Below are 17,363 nucleotides of genomic sequence, written 5' to 3' on the forward strand. Positions count from 1 at the left end.
CGTGCACATAGATCCAGCGCGACGGTTGTCCGGTGTGCTCATACGGACGTCTCTCTCACTCACGAGCTGTTCGATCTCATAGACGAGCCGGCCATCTTGGCACGCCAATCATGTGAATCGAAACGGCCGCCTCAATAGGTTAGTGGTTTCAGCAAAGGGTAGCTCATGCGGATTGTATTAGCTCGACCTAGAGGATTCTGTGCCGGCGTCGAACGGGCGATCGAGATCGTAGAGCGGGCATTGAGCCGATTTGGCCCGCCGGTCTACGTGCGTCATGAGATTGTCCATAACCGCCATGTCGTGGCAGATCTCGAAGCCAAAGGCGCGGTGTTCGTGGATGAACTCGACGTGGTTCCGCCTGGCAGCGTCACTGTCTTCAGTGCACATGGCGTCGCATACTCAGTCGAACGCAATGCCCAGCAGCGAACGCTCGATGTGATCGACGCCACCTGCCCCCTGGTGACCAAAGTTCACATAGAAGGGCAGCGCTACGCGGGAGAGGGCCGAACCGTCATCCTGATCGGCCATGCAGGACATGCCGAGATCATCGGGACGCTGGGACGGATTTCTGGCCCCGTCAAGCTGATTTCTACGGCCGAAGAGGTGGCGTCGCTCGTTGTCGACGATCCCGAGAAGTTGGCCTATATCACCCAGACGACGCTGAGCATCGACGATACGCGGGTGATCATCGACGCACTGAAGGCGCGCTTTCCGGCCATCGTCGGTCCGGACATCAGGGATATCTGCTACGCCACGCAGAATCGGCAGCGCGCGGTGCGAGAGCTGGCCAGAATCGCCGAGGTCATTCTGGTCGTTGGCTCGCAGAACAGCTCCAATTCCAATCGGCTGCGCGAGATCGGCGAGGAGCTCGGCGTTCCGAGCTACCTGATCGACGACGCCTCGGCAGTGAATCCGGCATGGCTGCACAGCAAGAGTACCGTCGGCATTACCGCCGGCGCATCCGCGCCGGACAGTCTCGTCGATCAATTAGTCGAGGTATTGCAGCGCCGCCACGATGCCGAAGTGACGACATTGTCGACGATTGAGGAGAATGTCCGATTTCGCTTGCCTGCAAGGTTGGCTGATTGACACGCCATCTCCTTTCTATGCCGCCCCGTACTCCCGATGCAGTCTCCGCGGGAAGCAACCTGTTTCCTCGGATTAAGCGGAGCAACGATTGAGGATTTCACAATGAGCGCTGCTGACGAGCGACGACACATCACTCCTTTGCTGAACAACCTTGAAGGGCCACACAGCCTTCGCCAGATCGATGATACGGACCTCTTGAAGCGCATCGCTGAGGAGCTGCGGAACGAACTTCTCGATGCAGTCTCGTTAACAGGCGGCCACCTAGGTGCCGGACTTGGCGTCGTCGAGCTGACCGTGGCCCTGCACGCCATTTTCGACACGCCGGAAGACCGTCTCATCTGGGATGTAAGCCACCAAGCCTACCCCCACAAAATCCTGACCGATCGGCGCGATCGCATCCGCACGCTGCGCAAGGGGGGCGGCCTTTCAGGATTTACGCGGCGGGCCGAAAGCCGTTACGACCCGTTTGGCGCCGCCCACAGCTCGACGTCGATCTCGGCGGCCCTCGGCATGGCTGTGGCGCGCGATCTCGGCGGGCAACGGCGGAATATCGTTGCCGTGATCGGTGACGGCGCGATGAGCGCGGGCATGGCCTATGAAGCATTGAACAATGCTGGGGCGATGGCCGCACGCCTGATAGTCGTGCTCAACGACAACGCCATGTCGATCGCCGCGCCCGTCGGGGCCCTAAACCGATACCTCTCGAACCTGACCGGGCGTGGAGGCTCTGAGCCGGCGTGCGGGCGCCCGGACCGGACGCTCTTCTCGGATCTCGGTTTTCGGTATGTCGGGCCGATCGACGGGCACGACCTCGATCAACTGTTGCTGACGCTACGCCGCGTTCGCGACGACCCGTCCCCCGGCCCCGTCCTGATCCATATCGTGACCGAAAAAGGCCATGGATATGCTCCGGCGATGGGAAGCCCCGATCGGCTGCACGCCGTGTCCGGCTTCGATGTGACGACTGGCGTGCAGGCCAAGTCGTCGCCGCAGGCGCCGACCTATACCGAGGTCTATGCCAAGGCCTTGATCGCCGAGGCAGAGATCGATTCAGCGATCGTGGCCATAACAGCCGCGATGCCGTCGGGCACTGGCGTCGATGCCTTTGCCAAGCGTTTCCCGAAGCGAGCGTTCGATGTCGGCATTGCCGAGCAACATGCCGTGACTTTCGCCGCCGGCATGGCGGCGGAAGGGATGAAGCCATTCTGTACCATCTATTCAACCTTTCTGCAGCGCGCTTACGACCAGGTGGTTCACGACGTTGCGTTGCAATCACTGCCAGTTCGGTTCGCCATCGACCGGGCTGGGCTGGTTGGGGCCGATGGCGCCACGCATGCCGGCAGCTTCGACCTCGGCTATCTCGGCATGCTGCCGGGCATTGTGATCATGGCCCCATCCGACGAGGCGGAGTTGATGCATATGGTGGCGACGGCGGTCGCGATCGACGATCGACCCTCGGCCGTGCGCTACCCTCGAGGCGCGGGCACCGGCATCGCTCTGCCGGCCCGCGGCAAGGTGTTGGAGGTCGGCCGTGGCCGCATCGTGCGCGAAGGTGGGGGGGATATCGCGATTCTCAGCCTCGGTACCCGACTGCAGGAATGCCTCAAGGCAGCGGACGAACTGGACGGCCTTGGCCTGAGCACCACCGTAGCAGATGCCCGCTTTGCCAAGCCGATCGACTGTGAACTTGTCGAGCGGCTGGTTCGGGAGCACCGGGCTTTGATCGTGATCGAGGAGGGGGTCGTCGGCGGCTTTTCCTCGCTGGTGCTGCATCACCTCGCCGTCACTAACCAGATCCACACCGGCGCCAGAATCCGGCCGATGGTTTTGCCCGATCGTTTCCTCGACCACGATCACCCGCATGCGCAGTACGACGATGCCGGTTTGACCGCACGCCACATCGTGACGGCTGCGCTGGACCTATGCGCATGCAGTCCGGGTGACCGCCGGAGGTTCGCATCGGCTCATCCGCAATTCTGAACGCTATGGGGGCTCAACGAATGCAAGATTCTGCACAGAGTGCACTAGCAACGTCCACCATATTGCCATTAGATGGCGCGTATGATCTGGGCCGCGCTATGGCCGACACGGCTGAGAACATCGAGCAGGTTCTCAACTCCTTGCTGCCGGAGCTCAGGCCAGGAGAGCCTCCCGTGGTCGCGGCTATGCGCTATGCCACTTTGGCGGGAGGCAAGCGCCTGCGCCCATTTCTGGTTGTCTCCTCGGCGCGCGTGTTTGGCGTAACGGGGCCAGGTGTCCTGCGGACTGCCGCGGCACTGGAGATGGTCCACTGCTACTCGTTGATCCATGACGATCTGCCGGCCATGGACAACGATGATCTTCGCCGCGGCAGGCCGACCACTCACAAGGCCTTCGATGAAGCAACCGCGATTCTTGCCGGCAACGCGTTGTTGACGCTGGCGCTCGAGATCTTGGGCAATGCTGTGACCCATCCAGAGTCCGATGTGCGGATCTCGCTCGTCACCGGCCTCGCCCGGGCGGCCGGTGTCGCGGGAATGATCGGCGGCCAGGCCATGGACATGGCGGTGCATGAGACCCCCGTGATGGATCTCGATGGGCTCATCCGTTTACAGCAACTGAAGACTGGGGCGCTCTTCGCCTTTGCCGGCGAGGCCGGGGCCATTCTGGGCAAGGCGGCAGACGACGCGCGCAGGGCGCTGATATCCTACGCGTACGACATGGGCGTTGCCTTCCAGATTGCAGATGACCTGCTCGATGTACGCGGCGAGGCCAAGGACATCGGCAAAACCCCCGGCAAGGATGCAGCCAGCGGCAAGGTGACCTTCGTCTCGCTTCTCGGCGAAGGCGAGGCCGAGGTACGTGCGCACGAATTCTCCGACCGGGCGATCCGGCATCTTGACGCGTTCGGTCCCGAAGCCGACGCACTTCGTGCCGTTGCCCGGTTTGCAGTCGAACGCCGCAAATGATAGCGCTGCTGAGGTCAACTTCCATACCGCCGAGCGGTTCAGTATCAGGGCGCTGTCACCTTATCCGCAGGAGATTCCGTCGTGAGCACCGTCCGCGCCTGTCGCCAGATTCAACGCCGGAAATCCCGCTAGCTGCCCTGCCTGTGCTGCCGTGAGGCGCGCTGTCTCTGCGCGAATGTGTTCGCGCTTATGCTAATCTGCTGATAGCCAGACGCGTAGCATTACCCCGCGCGCGATCCGGTGGCGGCCTCGTGCGCGGTTACCCCCTCGCATATGGCTAATGCAAAGCAAGAACGCATGACACGATCGAGCGTGGAGACAACACCATGAGCCAATATGGCCCACTAAAATTGCACGTCCCCGAGCCCACCGGGCGCCCGGGTTGCAAGACCGATTTTTCCTATCTGCATCTTTCGCCCGCGGGCGATGTCCCCAAACCCCCCATTGATGTCGCGGCCGTCGATACCGCCGATCTGGCCTATCGTCTCGTGCGCGTGATCGATGACGAGGGGCATGCCCAGGGCCCCTGGGCACCACAGTTGGATGACGATACGCTGCGCGCCGGGATGCGCGCCATGCTCAAGACGCGCATTTTCGATTCCCGCATGCTGACGGCACAGCGGCAAAAGAAAATCTCGTTCTATATGCAGAGCCTGGGCGAGGAAGCCATCGGCTCGGCGCATGCGCTGGCCCTGGAGCAGGGCGACATGTGTTTCCCGACCTATCGCCAACAGAGCATTCTGCTCACGCGCAATGTGTCGCTGGTCGAGATGATGTGCCAGTTGATGTCCAACGAGCGGGATCCGCTAAAGGGACGCCAACTGCCTGTCATGTACTCCAAGCGTGACGCCGGGTTCTTCTCGGTTTCGGGCAACCTTGCTACGCAGTTCATTCAAGCGGTCGGTTGGGCGATGGCGTCGGCGATCAAGGGCGATACGCGTATCGCCTCCGCCTGGATCGGCGACGGCGCGACTGCCGAGGCGGATTTTCATACTGCATTGACGTTCGCTCACGTCTACCGCGCGCCTGTGATCTTGAATGTGGTCAACAATCAATGGGCTATTTCGACCTTTCAGGCGATAGCGGGTGGGGAGGGTGCGACGTTTGCCGGGCGAGGCGTAGGCTGCGGGATTGCCTCGCTGCGCGTGGACGGCAATGATTTCCTGGCGGTATATGCCGCCTCGCACTGGGCCGCCGAGCGCGCGCGCCGCAATCTGGGGCCAACCTTGATCGAGTGGGTCACGTATCGGGCGGGGCCGCATTCCACGTCGGATGATCCGACGAAGTATCGGCCGGGCGACGACTGGAGCCATTTCCCGTTGGGAGACCCGATCGCCCGATTCAAAAAGCATTTGATCAGTCTGGGCATTTGGTCGGATGAGCAGCACGACGCCTTGAAGGCAGAGCTCGAGGCCGAGATTCTGGCGGCGCAAAAAGAGGCCGAGAGTTTTGGCACGCTGGTCGATGGGCACGTGCCCAGTGCGGCCAGTATTTTCGAGGATGTCTACGAAGAGATGCCGGACCATCTGCGCCGGCAGCGCCAAGAGCTGGGAGTCTGATCATGGCAAACGACAAGAATACGGGTCCGGCGACGACGTCGATGACCATGATCCAGGCATTGCGTTCGGCCATGGACGTCATGCTGGAACGTGATGACAATGTGGTGGTGTTCGGTCAGGACGTGGGGTATTTCGGGGGCGTGTTTCGCTGCACCGAAGGCTTGCAAGCCAAGTACGGTTCATCGCGTGTATTTGATGCGCCTATTTCAGAGGGCGGTATCGTCGGTGTCGCGGTGGGCATGGGGGCATATGGGCTGCGGCCTGTGTGCGAAATCCAGTTCGCCGATTATTTTTATCCTGCGTCGGATCAGATTGTGTCCGAAGCAGCGCGGCTGCGTTATCGCTCGGTGAATGAGTTCATCGCACCGATGACGATTCGCATGCCCTGCGGTGGCGGTATCTATGGCGGGCAGACGCATAGCCAGAGTCCCGAGGCCATGTTCACGCAGGTGTGCGGCTTGCGTACCGTGCTGCCCTCCAACCCGTACGATGCGAAAGGCCTGTTGATCGCAGCGATCGAGAATAATGATCCGGTGATTTTTCTCGAGCCGAAACGTCTCTACAACGGCCCGTTCGATGGACATCATGATCGCCCCGTGACGCCGTGGAGCAAACATCCTGCCAGCCAGGTCCCCACGGGCTATTACACCGTGCCCCTGGGCAGCGCCGCTGTTGTGCGGCCGGGCGAAGCGTTGACGGTACTGACTTATGGTACGACGGTGCATGTATCTCTGGCTGCAGCCGAGGAAACAGGTCTCGATGCCGAGGTGATCGATCTGCGTACGCTATGGCCGCTGGATCTCGACACGATCGTGAACTCGGTACGCAAGACCGGACGTTGCGTCGTGGTGCATGAGGCGACACGGACTTGCGGTTTTGGCGCCGAGTTGGTGTCTTTGATTCAAGAGCATTGCTTTCATCACCTGGAGGCTCCTATTGAGCGTGTCACGGGTTGGGATACTCCCTATCCGCATGCTCAGGAATGGGCATATTTTCCCGGGCCGGCTCGCGTGGGCGCGGCATTCCAACGCGTGATGGAGGCATGACATGGGGATTCACATCATCAAGATGCCGGATATCGGCGAAGGGATTGCCGAGGTCGAGCTGGTTGCGTGGCATGTAAAGGTTGGCGATACCGTGACCGAGGATCAACCTCTGGCCGACGTGATGACGGACAAGGCGACGGTGGAAATTCCATCGCCTGTAGTGGGCAAGGTGATCGCACTGGGCGGCAACGTGGGTGACACGATGGCCGTGGGCGGTGAGTTGATTCGTTTGGAGGTCGAGGGCGCGGGTAATTTCAAGGGCGATGCGACGGCTGCGCAAGCAGATCAGACGCCAACCGCCGTGGCCGACAAACCAGCGGGTGAGCCGAGCGTGCCTCGAGATGCCGCAGGTCAAGCCGAGACACTGTCTTCGTCTGGGACTGCCCGGAAATCCACCGCAGCAACATCCGCTGTGCAGCACGCCGCGCCGTCTCGTCAGCCTGGCGAACGTCCCTTGGCCTCGCCCGCCGTGCGCAAGCGTGCCTGGGATCTCGGCATCGAGCTGCGTTATGTGCATGGATCTGGCCCGGCGGGCCGTATCATGCACGAAGACCTCGATGCCTATGTACAAGGGCAGGGCGCAACGGCATCGGCAGCACTATCCGGATATCGCGAGCGCCATGACGAGGAACAGGTACCCGTCGTGGGCCTGCGTCGTAAGATCGCGCAGAAAATGCAGGAATCCAAGCGGCGTATTCCTCATTTCAGTTATGTCGAGGAAATCGACGTGACTGAGATCGAGGGGCTGCGCGCGCAACTGAATCGCAAGTATGGCGAATCGCGAGGCAAGCTCACGCTGTTGCCCTTGCTGGCGCGCGCCATGGTGATCGCATTGCGGGATTTTCCGCAAATCAATGCGCGTTACGACGACGAGGCGGGTGTGGTGACCCGTTTCGGCGCAGTGCATCTCGGTGTGGCGACGCAGACCGATGCCGGTTTGATCGTGCCTGTTGTGCGCCATGCCGAGTCGCTCGATATCTGGGGGATTGCGCAAGAGATCGCACGGTTGGCCCAAGCTGTGCGCAGCGGCAAGGCCGAACGTGATGCGTTAAGCGGGTCCACGATCACACTCACGAGTTTGGGGGCATTGGGCGGTATTGTCAGTACGCCCGTCATCAATCATCCCGAGGTCGGTATCGTGGGTGTGAATCGCATTGTCGAGCGGCCGATGTTCCAGCAAGGCGCAGTCGTTGCCCGCAAGCTGATGAACTTGTCTTCGTCCTTTGATCATCGTGTGGTCGACGGCATGGATGCAGCGCAGTTCATCCAGGCAGTACGCGCATTGCTTGAACAGCCGGCCTTACTTTTCGTGGAGGCGTGATGAGCGAGACGCTGAACACAACATTGTTGGTGATCGGCGGCGGGCCGGGCGGTTACGTCGCCGCGATCCGCGCCGGTCAATTGGGTGTGCCCACGATCGTCGTCGAGGGACAGCAGCCGGGTGGCACCTGCTTGAATATAGGCTGCATTCCGTCAAAGGCGCTGATTCATGCGGCGGGCGAGTTTGAACGTGCTCGCGAGTACGCCGAGACTGCACCCTTGGGTATTTCAGTGCAGACGCCGTCGATAGACATCACCAAGACTGTCGCCTGGAAAGACGGCATCGTGAGCCGGTTGACCGGGGGCGTAGCCGCCTTGCTCAAGAAAAACGGTGTGCAACTGATGCGCGGCTGGGCACAGGTGCTGGATGGCAAGACGGTCGAGGTCGATACCGGACAAGGTATCCAACGGATTCAGTGCGAGCACTTGCTGCTGGCGGCGGGATCCGAGCCGATGCCGTTGCCGTCCATGCCTTTCGCAGGCCGAGTGATTTCGTCTACCGAAGCGCTGTCGCCGTCATCTATCCCCGAACGACTGGTGGTGGTCGGCGGTGGCTATATTGGATTGGAGCTGGGTACGGTGTATCGCAAACTCGGCGCCGAGGTCGCGGTGGTCGAGGCGCAGGATCGTATTTTGCCGACCTACGATGCCGATCTGACCAAGCCGGTCGCGGCGGCGCTGGCGAAGATGGGGATCACACTCTACCTCGGGCGCAAGGTCATGGGTATGAATGCGGCCGGCGATGCAGTGCGCATACAGGATGCATCGGGGGCTGAGACGGTGTTGCCGGCGGATCAGGTTCTGCTGGCTATCGGGCGGCGGCCACGTACCCAGGGATGGGGGCTGGAAAACCTGCAGTTGAGCCGATCGGGCAATGCATTGCGTATTGATGATCAATGCCGGACGTCGATGCGAAATGTCTGGGCGATCGGCGATATCGCGGGTGAGCCGATGCTGGCGCATCGTGCGATGGCGCAGGGCGAGATGGTTGCCGAATTGGTGGCTGGTCACAAGCGTCGCTTTACGCCAGCGGCCATTCCGGCGGTGTGTTTTACCGATCCGGAAATCGTCACGGCGGGTCTGGCACCGCAGCAGGCTCAGGATGCCGGGTTGGATTGTCTGGTAGGCCTATTCCCGTTCGCCGCCAATGGGCGCGCCATGACGCTGGAGTCGACAGACGGCTTTGTGCGTGTCGTCGCGCGCCGCGATAACCATCTGATCGTCGGGTGGCAGGCGGTTGGGCGCGGGGTATCCGAGCTGGCCGCGGCGTTTTCGCAATCGCTGGAGATGGGGGCCGTGTTGGAAGATGTGGCTGGAACCATTCATGCGCATCCTACGTTGGGGGAGGCTGTTCAAGAGGCTGCTTTACGTGCGTTGGGGCAGGCGTTGCATATTTAGTTGGGCAGAGGGTGGGGGGCTTATTGGACGTCGAGCCGAGGCAATCGGGCCGTGAGGGCTTCACAAAGCCGGCCCGGCGCGCGGGTGACGGATGCATAGCAAATCTCTGGGTGTTACGACACGGTCACTGCCACGCTTCGACGTCCAATAGAACTCATACCTCGTCGAAATCACGATGCGCACGTATGCCGCGAGTGACTAGGTCAAAATCCCTTTCGCGATCGTGTTGCGCTGTATCTCGCTGGTGCCAGTCACAATGCGATATAACCGCAATCGGCGAAAGATGAATTCCACCGGATGATTCTTGGTCACGCCGACATTGCCGTGTATCTGCATGGCTTTGTCGGCGATTTCAAAACACCGCTCGGATACGAAGAGCTTGCACATGGCCGCGAGTTCGCGCACGTCGTTGCCCGCATCTGCCCGCTGTGCGGCGCCCAACACCATTTGTTCGCAGGCATAGAGCGAGGTCGCCATATCGGCCAGCATGTGCTGGATCGCTTGAAAGCGGCTGATCGGGCCACCGAACTGTTGACGCGTTTTTGCATAATCGACGGCCATGCGAAAAGCCTGCCGCGCCAACCCTATCATCGTCGGACAGTGCAACAGGCGATTGACGCTGACGCGATTCATCGCGATGCGAAAGCCTTCTCCCGGTTTGCCGATCAGGTTCTTTTTCGGCACGCGTACATGATCCAGTACGATGTCTGCATCGACATACTGCCCCGTCATCGGTACGCAATCATGCTCCAGCCGCACCCCAGGCAGATCCAGATCGATCAGGATGGCCGAGATTCCGTCCATGCCTTTTTCTGGGTCCGTGACGCACATCGTGATCGCAAAGTCGGCAAACATCGATGCCGTGATGTAGTGTTTGACCCCTGTGATGATGTAGTCGTCGCCGTCTTCGACTGCGAGTGTGCGCAGGCTGGTGGCGTCCGAGCCCGACTGCGGCTCTGTCATGGCAAAGCAGGCGCCACGCTCGGCGTGTACGACTGGCATGATGTAGCGTTCCAACTGATACGGCGTGGCGTAACGGACGAGATTGCCGATCCGCGAAGGTCCGCCCCAATCGCCCAGAACATGGGGGAAAAGAATGGCGCCCGATGCGGCGGCGTCGTCTTTCAAAATACATAGATCGCGGTACAGCAAGGCCTGCCCACCGATTTCCTTGGGCAGTTGCAGGCCGTATAAGCCCAGGGCGCGCGAGCGTTGCCAAATCGATTTGACCAGCTCGCGTGGAAACTCGTCCTCATACCCCAAGCCGCGTGCGCGCTCCATGGGAATCAGTTCGTCATGCAGATAACGGTGCAGGCGTTCGCGCAACTCGGCGAGGGTGGGGCTGTCTTGGGCCATGATGTCTCCTGGAATAAGTGCTAGCTTGACAGCGCCTGCACGCTTGGTGATTATCTTTTCTTTGAGTTCAATAACCAGGCGGAATCATGCGACTCGAAGATCTGGACTACTTTCTGGCCGTGGCGCGTGTCGGGCATGTCGGCCGCGCGGCTGATGGCATGGGTATCAGCCAACCCGCGCTGACCAAGGGGATTCGGCGTCTCGAGGACGAGCTGAAGCTGCAATTGTTCGTGCGCACACCAAAGGGGATGGAGCTGACCATGCCCGGAAAGGCGTTTTACCAACGCAGCCTGCAAGCCCGCCGCGAGCTGGACGAGGCATTGCGCGAGGCTGGCGATTTACATCGAGGCAGTGTGGGCCTGGTGCGTGTAGGGGTGACACCCTTGTTGGTTGAGCCGGTGTTTAACCAGGCTTGTGTCGAGTTGATGGCGCAGAGACCCGCGGCAAAAATCAATGTTGTGGTTGCTCTCAATGATGCGTTGATTCCGGCGTTGCGTCAGGGCGACCTGGATTTTTCGATCAGCTCGCTACATGATTCGGCTGCGCCTGCGGAGTTTGATCGCATTCCGCTGTGTCGTGACAGCCTCTTTGTCGCCGCTCGCCGTGGGCATCCGATTTTTGGCCATGCGCGGATCCGCTTTGAACATTTGCAGGGTTATAGCTGGATGCTGCCTGGTTTGCAGGTCGCGTCACGCCGCTGGCTGGAGACCAGATTTGAACAGCATGGGGCCCCGCCGCCCAATATCATGGTGGAGTCCAACTCGTCGGTATCCAGCCTGGTGAGCATTTTGCAGAGTACGGATTTGTTGACCGTGATCAGCGAAATCACGCTGCGATCCGAGGCGGGGCAGGGTTTGGCCGCGGTGCCGCTCGACGATGTCACCTGGCATCGCGAGATCGGCATCATGACGCGTCATGGCAGCTATCAGTCGCCACTGGCCGAACGCCTGATCGAAATTCTGCGTGAGCGGGCTCGAGGGCGTTGACGGCCAGGGTACTGGCATAGACCTATACGGTTGTCGGCGGCGGCGAGTCAACCTTTATTCGTTGCGCAATCCGAGTTGCTTGATCAGAGGCCCATAGCGGTCCGATTCGGCCTGGATCAGCGCCTGAAACTCTGCTTGCGTGCCGGCGATGGGCGTGAACGACTGCGATTGCAGTGCTTTCCTGACGTCGGGTTGATTCACGACCTTGATCATGGCTTGATTCAGGCGCTCGACGATATCCGCAGGCGTGCCTTTGGGCACTGCGATGCCGCCCCAACTGCCGCTTTCAAAGTCCTTATAGCCGGCCTCTGCTACCGTCGGTACATCAGGCAATGAACCAGCGCGGTCGCGGCCGGTCACGGCAATGGGGCGCACGCGGCCACTCTCGATGAATGGCATGGCGGGTGCCACGGCGATGATGCCCACGCCCACTTGGCCGCCGGCCAGGTCGTTGATCATGTTGCTGCCGCCGCGATAGGGCACATGCACGGCATCGATGCCGAAGTGTTGCTTGACTGCCTCGAATGTCAAATGCATGGATGAGCCCACGCCAGGGCTGCCGTAGCTCAGCTTGCCGGGATTGGCTTTTGCATAGGCGGTCAACTCGGCCAGATTATGGATGGGCAGACGGCTGTTGACCAGAATGACATGAGGTGACAGGCTGATTCCGGAAACGGGTATCAGGTCGGCTATAGGGTCGAAGGACAGATTCGGCGTCAGATGTTTGGCAATGGCAAAGTTGCCGCCATATTCCAGCAGCGTATAGCCGTCCGCAGGGGAGTTCACGACTTTCGCACCGCCGATGCTGCCGCCGCCACCCCCCACATTTTCCACAATGATGTTCTGGCCTAGTTCGCGCCCCAGAGGGTCGGCGACCAGACGGGCGATGTAATCGAATTGGCCGCCGGCGGTAAAGGGCACCACCAAACGTATGGGCCGATCCGGATACGTGCCGGCTCGGGCGGTAGCCGGAATCAGGGCCGCCAAACCCAGCACCAATGCGGCCAGAGTTTGCCAGGGGCGATGAACGCGTATTTGCACGAGTGTCTCCTAGGAATCGCAAGCAGGCTGTCGAATGCGCCTGTCGTGGCCAGATTTAACCTGGGTGGGCCCCTCAAGCGATGCCCGATGCGCGTATCTCGATAACTTTACGGCATGATATTCGCTTGATAACCCTGCGGCATTGAAAAACTCTTCCCTGTTATTTGCCGAGCATGACTCGGGCTGCACCATCCTGCCATGCACAAAACGATGGAGCATCCGATGAATCAAGGACGATATACCACCCGCAACGCAACCTATTGGCGTGATCGGCCAGCCATCATCTATGGTGAAAAGACAATCAGTTTTGGACAGTTGGAAACGCGTTCGAATCGCTTGGCCAATGCCTTGCTGGGATTGGGGTTGGTCAAAGGCGACCGCGTCGCCGTCCAGGCCTGGAATTGTCCTGAAATCATCGAACTCGAATGTGCGCTGTACAAAGCCGGCCTGGTCAAGGTCGCGTTGAACGCGCGCCTGTCCAGCCGAGAGGTTGTCGATACGGTCAATAACGCCCAGGCGACGGTATTCATCGTCGACCCTGCGCATAGCGAAGGCGTGGCGTCGATCTTGGGCGAGTTGAGCAGTGTGCGCCATATGATCGTGACGGGCAGCGACGCGATCGAGGGTTGGCGCACATACGAGTCTTTTATCGCGGCAGCTGCGGACCGGAATCCCGATATCGAAATGGCGGAAAGCGATCTGGCGGTGTTGCATTTCACATCAGGCTCCACCGGAAAATTGAAGGCGGCGATGCAAACGGTGGGTAATCGTATGGCGTCGCTACGCAAGGTCGTCATGGGCCGCATGCGCGCCAATCCAGGCGAGGTGCTGGCGCTGGCAGGCCCGATCACGCATGCCAGCGGTATGTTCATGCAGCCCTTTTTGTTCCAGGGAGGCACCATCCTGCTGCATGATCGTTTCGATCCCGAGGCCTTTCTCGCCTCGGCGGCAAAGCATCGTGCGGCATTCAGTTTCATGGTGCCGACGATGATCAATATGTTGATTGCCGAGCCCAGCTTGCATCGCCACGATTTGAGCGCGCTGCGTCAGATCTCTTATGGCGGTGCGCCGATGGCGCCCGCCCGTGTCCGCGAGGCATGGGAGGCGCTGGGGCCGAAGTTGAGCCAAGGGTACGGTACTGGCGAAACCACCGGCGGACTGGCCTTGTTGAGCACGGCCGACCATGCGCATGCGTTGGCTTCGCGTCCAGAGCGTCTGTCATCCTGCGGGCGATTGTTTGGCGAAGGCGAACTCTCCTTGCTCGGTGATGACGGACAGCCAGTGCCGCAAGGCGAGGTGGGCGAGATCACCGTACGCGGCCCCGACGTATTTGCAGGTTATTGGGGCGAGCCGGAATTGTCGGCGCAGGCGCTGCGCGACGGGCGTTTGCATACTGGCGATTTGGCGCGCATGGACGAAGAGGGGTTCGTCTATATTGTCGACCGCAAGAAGGACATGATCATCACTGGCGGATTCAACGTCTATCCCACCGAGGTCGAGCAGGCGTTGTATCAACACCCCGACGTGTACGAAGCATGCGTATTCGGTATCCCTGACGATAAGTGGGGTGAATCGATCAAGGCGGTGCTCGTACTGAAACCCGGCGCGCAGACAGGGCAGGCCGAACTCATGGAGCATTGCCGCGCGCATCTGGCCGATTTCAAGAAGCCGCGCAGCATCGATATTGTGGCCGAGTTGCCAAAGAACGCGAACGGGAAACTGGCACGTAAACCGTTGCGTGATGCGTATTGGGAAGGCCATGAGCGCAAGGTAGGCTAGGAGGCTCGCAGGCCGGCACATCATACGCGGCCTGTTGTTTGGCTGTGGATGTTGATGCATGCAACAGGGCAGTATCGGGCGGGCGAGGTAGACTATCTGTCCTTTGACGGTTGATGCGAAGCCAGCTTCGCTTGCCCCGTGGACCTCCAGGAGCCCTGATGCAGTCCTTCCTAGATCACATTGCCGTGGTGGCGCCAGACCTGGCCAGTGGCACACGTTTTGTCGAACAGGCTTTGGGTGTGTCCCTGCAAGCAGGGGGACAGCATCCGCGCATGGGCACGCATAATAAATTGCTGAGGCTGGGCGACGATGTTTATCTGGAAGTCATCGCAGCCGATCCTGACGCCCCGGCACCGCAACGCGCCCGATGGTTTGAACTGGACAGGATGACGCCCGCGTCCACACCCAGGCTGGGAACCTGGGTGATACGTACCGACGATATCGTTGCTGCTCAGGCTGCCTGCTCGTGGGAGACGGGCCCGATTGAGAGCATGACCCGGGGCGCGTTGGCCTGGCGCATCACGATTCCTGAGGACGGGAGCCTGCCCGAGAGCGGCGTGGCTCCCACCTTGATCCAGTGGGATGTGCCGTCACATCCTGCAAGCATGCTGGATGACAGGGGATGCACACTGCAGGCCTTGGAGCTGTGTCATTCCGCGCCTGAGCGCGTACGTGATGCATTGGATGCCTTGAACCTGCTCAATAGCAAGGTACAGGTGCGGGCGCTGCCCACTGGCGCATCGCCGTACCTGGTTGCCCATATCCGTACGCCTCACGGGCTGCGTCTGCTGTCCACCGACTTTTCAGCGTAGGTATGCCGGTTCACTGAGCCTGGATATTGGCGCTTTTAACAACGGCTTTGTAGGTCTTGAGGTCAGTCTCTATCTGTTGTCGAAACTCCTGCGGGGTGTTCCCGGACGCGGTGATCCCCAGGCCTGCCAGGCGCTCTTCGGTTTCGGGCGTATGGACTACATCATGAATCGCCTGTTGCAGCTTCGAGACGATATCCGCCGGGGTTTTGGCCGGGGCCAGAATACCTATCCATGAGTTCGATACAAATCCGTCCACACCGGACTCTGATACGGTGGGAACATCGGGCAGCGACGGCAAGCGCTTTTCTGTACTGACGGCGATGGCCTTGAGTTGCTTGCGTTCAACATAGGGATAGGCGCCCGCGACTGCGGTATATAACAGCGGCAGTGTGCCTCCTACGACATCCGCCATGGCTTGGCCGCCGCCTTTATAAGGAATGTGTTCCAGCTTTATCCCCGTACGTTGACGCAACAGTTCACCCGCTAGATGCGGCGTGCTGCCTACGCCGGCGCTGCCATAGGAAATGCCCTTGGGCTGTGTCTTGGAATAGGCGATCAGCTCCTGCAGCGTATTGGCCGGGACTTTGGGGTTCGCGACGATGATCAACGCCGCATCCCCGATCTTGCTCACGGGGGCCAGGTCTTTCAGCGTATCGAACGGGATGTCCTTGTGCACGTACGGGTTGATGACCAGCGTGCCATCGAAGCCCAACAGCAGGGTGTAGCCGTCAGGTGTGGCTTGTGCGGCCATGTGCGTGCCGATGTTGCCCGACGCACCGGGCTTGTTGTCGACAATGATTTGCTGCCCCAAGCGTTGGCCGAGTTTGTCTGCGACCAGTCGCGCGCCCGTATCTGATACTCCGCCTGGTGCGAACGGGACAATGAGACGTATGGGTCGGGAGGGATACTGTTTTGCTGTTTCATTGGCATGCACCAGCGGACCGCCGAATGCGGTAATCGCGACACAGATCGAGGTGAGTGCGCCATTCAATAGTTGACGGCGCCGTTGGATGAAATGATGGATGGGCATGTATGTCTCCTTGGTGTTGTTATGCGTGAGTGTTGTTATGCGTTGTTGATGACGCGTGTCATGTGCCGATCATGACGCGGCTCTATCGGTTGTGTATTGCCGCTTTAGCCAGGCAATGCTGCGCCCGCCTAAGGTCCGGCCCAGTTGCGCTTCGGCGCAGTCGATGGCTTTGAGCAAACCCGGGAGCGAGATGTTTGTCGTATAGCCACTGCGTTCGGCCATCAACACCAGGTCTTCGGTTGCAGCGTTGCCGGCTGCACCCGGTGCAAACGGACAACCGCCGATACCTCCCACACTGGCGTCGAAACGCCGCACACCGGCCTGTATTGCAGCCCAGGCGTTAGCCGTAGCCATGCCGCGCGTGTCATGAAAGTGTGCCGCAAGTTTCTCGATCGGCAGCACACTGGCCAGCCTTTCAAAATGGTTCTTGACCATACCTGGCGAAGCCGAGCCTATGGTGTCAGCGATGACAATTTCCTCTGCGCCTGCTTGATGCATGCGCTCGGCCAACGCTACAACGGTGTCCAGATTCGTCGGACCTTCGAACGGGCAGTCGAAGGCCACCGCGACATAGGCGCGGGTGCGCAAACCGAGTGCCTGCGCGGCGCGCAATGTGTCTTCGCAGACGTTCGTCGCCGTGATGAGGTCCATGTTGATATTTTTCTGGTTCATCGTCTGCGTCGCGGACAGTACGACGGCGACTTCTCGCGCACCTGCGGCATGAGCGCGTTCCAATCCTTTCCGGTTGGGAATGAGCGCCGATGCCCGCAGATGCGGCAGATGCCGGTTGATTTCCGCCATCAAGTCCGCCGCATCTGCCATTTGCGGCACAGCCTTTGGCGATACGAAGCTCGTCGCCTCGATACTCGTCACGCCTGCTTCGTGTAATAGCTGGACCAGCTGAAATTTGGCTGAGGTGGAAACTGGAACCTGCTGGTTCTGCAGCCCATCGCGCGGCGCAACATCCGTAATGGTCAGGGTGTTCATAGACATGGCCGG

Annotated in this window: 14 protein-coding genes; 10 read left to right on the forward strand and 4 right to left on the reverse strand. The window is 60.3% G+C overall.

All coding sequences use genetic code 11. From position 1 onward, the window contains the following. Window positions 1-165: 165 nt before the first annotated feature. From ispH to lpdA, 7 genes are all read left to right on the forward strand, one after another. On the forward strand, window positions 166-1,089 hold the full coding sequence (gene ispH / locus ACYVIT_RS09200; protein ID WP_415807873.1) for a 4-hydroxy-3-methylbut-2-enyl diphosphate reductase: 924 nt from the start codon (window positions 166-168) through the stop codon (window positions 1,087-1,089). A 102-nt stretch (window positions 1,090-1,191) separates the two neighbouring features. Beyond that, window positions 1,192-3,069 (forward strand): 1-deoxy-D-xylulose-5-phosphate synthase, encoded by a 1,878-nt coding sequence (locus ACYVIT_RS09205; RefSeq protein WP_460478184.1) that lies wholly within the window; start codon window positions 1,192-1,194, stop codon window positions 3,067-3,069. 98 nt (window positions 3,070-3,167) lie between these two features. Continuing rightward, the gene (locus ACYVIT_RS09210; RefSeq protein ID WP_415807875.1) at window positions 3,168-4,037 is read left to right on the forward strand and encodes a polyprenyl synthetase family protein; all 870 of its coding nucleotides are present in this window, start codon (window positions 3,168-3,170) and stop codon (window positions 4,035-4,037) included. Window positions 4,038-4,363: 326 nt separating this feature from the next. Further along, on the forward strand, window positions 4,364-5,596 hold the full coding sequence (locus tag ACYVIT_RS09215) for a 3-methyl-2-oxobutanoate dehydrogenase (2-methylpropanoyl-transferring) subunit alpha (protein ID WP_415807876.1): 1,233 nt from the start codon (window positions 4,364-4,366) through the stop codon (window positions 5,594-5,596). 2 nt (window positions 5,597-5,598) lie between these two features. Next, window positions 5,599-6,642, forward strand: coding sequence for an alpha-ketoacid dehydrogenase subunit beta (locus tag ACYVIT_RS09220; protein WP_415807877.1), 1,044 nt, complete (start codon window positions 5,599-5,601; stop codon window positions 6,640-6,642). A gap of 1 nt (window position 6,643) precedes the next feature. Continuing rightward, window positions 6,644-7,963: a dihydrolipoamide acetyltransferase family protein gene (locus tag ACYVIT_RS09225; protein WP_415807878.1), complete on the forward strand. Its 1,320-nt coding sequence runs from the start codon at window positions 6,644-6,646 to the stop codon at window positions 7,961-7,963. Further along, window positions 7,963-9,360 carry a dihydrolipoyl dehydrogenase gene (lpdA, locus tag ACYVIT_RS09230; RefSeq protein WP_415807879.1) on the forward strand — a complete coding sequence of 466 codons (1,398 nt, stop codon included), beginning with the start codon at window positions 7,963-7,965 and terminating at the stop codon, window positions 9,358-9,360. Before ACYVIT_RS09225 ends, lpdA begins: the two co-directional genes overlap by 1 nt. A gap of 198 nt (window positions 9,361-9,558) precedes the next feature. Here the strand turns inward: lpdA and ACYVIT_RS09235 are convergent, their stop codons facing one another. Then, the gene (locus tag ACYVIT_RS09235) at window positions 9,559-10,716 is read right to left on the reverse strand and encodes an acyl-CoA dehydrogenase family protein (RefSeq protein ID WP_415807880.1); all 1,158 of its coding nucleotides are present in this window, start codon (window positions 10,714-10,716) and stop codon (window positions 9,559-9,561) included. Between the two features lie 86 nt (window positions 10,717-10,802). Between ACYVIT_RS09235 and ACYVIT_RS09240 the strand changes: the two genes are divergently transcribed. Then, on the forward strand, window positions 10,803-11,702 hold the full coding sequence (locus ACYVIT_RS09240; RefSeq protein WP_415807881.1) for a LysR family transcriptional regulator: 900 nt from the start codon (window positions 10,803-10,805) through the stop codon (window positions 11,700-11,702). 54 nt (window positions 11,703-11,756) lie between these two features. Here the strand turns inward: ACYVIT_RS09240 and ACYVIT_RS09245 are convergent, their stop codons facing one another. Next, on the reverse strand, window positions 11,757-12,743 hold the full coding sequence (locus ACYVIT_RS09245) for a Bug family tripartite tricarboxylate transporter substrate binding protein (RefSeq protein WP_415807882.1): 987 nt from the start codon (window positions 12,741-12,743) through the stop codon (window positions 11,757-11,759). Window positions 12,744-12,965: 222 nt separating this feature from the next. Here ACYVIT_RS09245 and ACYVIT_RS09250 point away from each other — a divergent pair, with 222 nt between their 5' ends. Further along, window positions 12,966-14,522: an AMP-binding protein gene (locus tag ACYVIT_RS09250; RefSeq protein WP_415807883.1), complete on the forward strand. Its 1,557-nt coding sequence runs from the start codon at window positions 12,966-12,968 to the stop codon at window positions 14,520-14,522. A 158-nt stretch (window positions 14,523-14,680) separates the two neighbouring features. After that, window positions 14,681-15,334, forward strand: coding sequence for a VOC family protein (locus ACYVIT_RS09255; RefSeq protein WP_415807884.1), 654 nt, complete (start codon window positions 14,681-14,683; stop codon window positions 15,332-15,334). Between the two features lie 10 nt (window positions 15,335-15,344). Here ACYVIT_RS09255 and ACYVIT_RS09260 read toward each other — a convergent pair whose 3' ends face one another. After that, window positions 15,345-16,364: a Bug family tripartite tricarboxylate transporter substrate binding protein gene (locus ACYVIT_RS09260; RefSeq protein WP_415807885.1), complete on the reverse strand. Its 1,020-nt coding sequence runs from the start codon at window positions 16,362-16,364 to the stop codon at window positions 15,345-15,347. Between the two features lie 69 nt (window positions 16,365-16,433). Continuing rightward, window positions 16,434-17,357, reverse strand: a complete 924-nt coding sequence (locus ACYVIT_RS09265) for a hydroxymethylglutaryl-CoA lyase (protein ID WP_415807886.1) — start codon at window positions 17,355-17,357, stop codon at window positions 16,434-16,436. Window positions 17,358-17,363: the final 6 nt, after the last annotated feature.

The organism is Bordetella muralis (assembly GCF_054781015.1).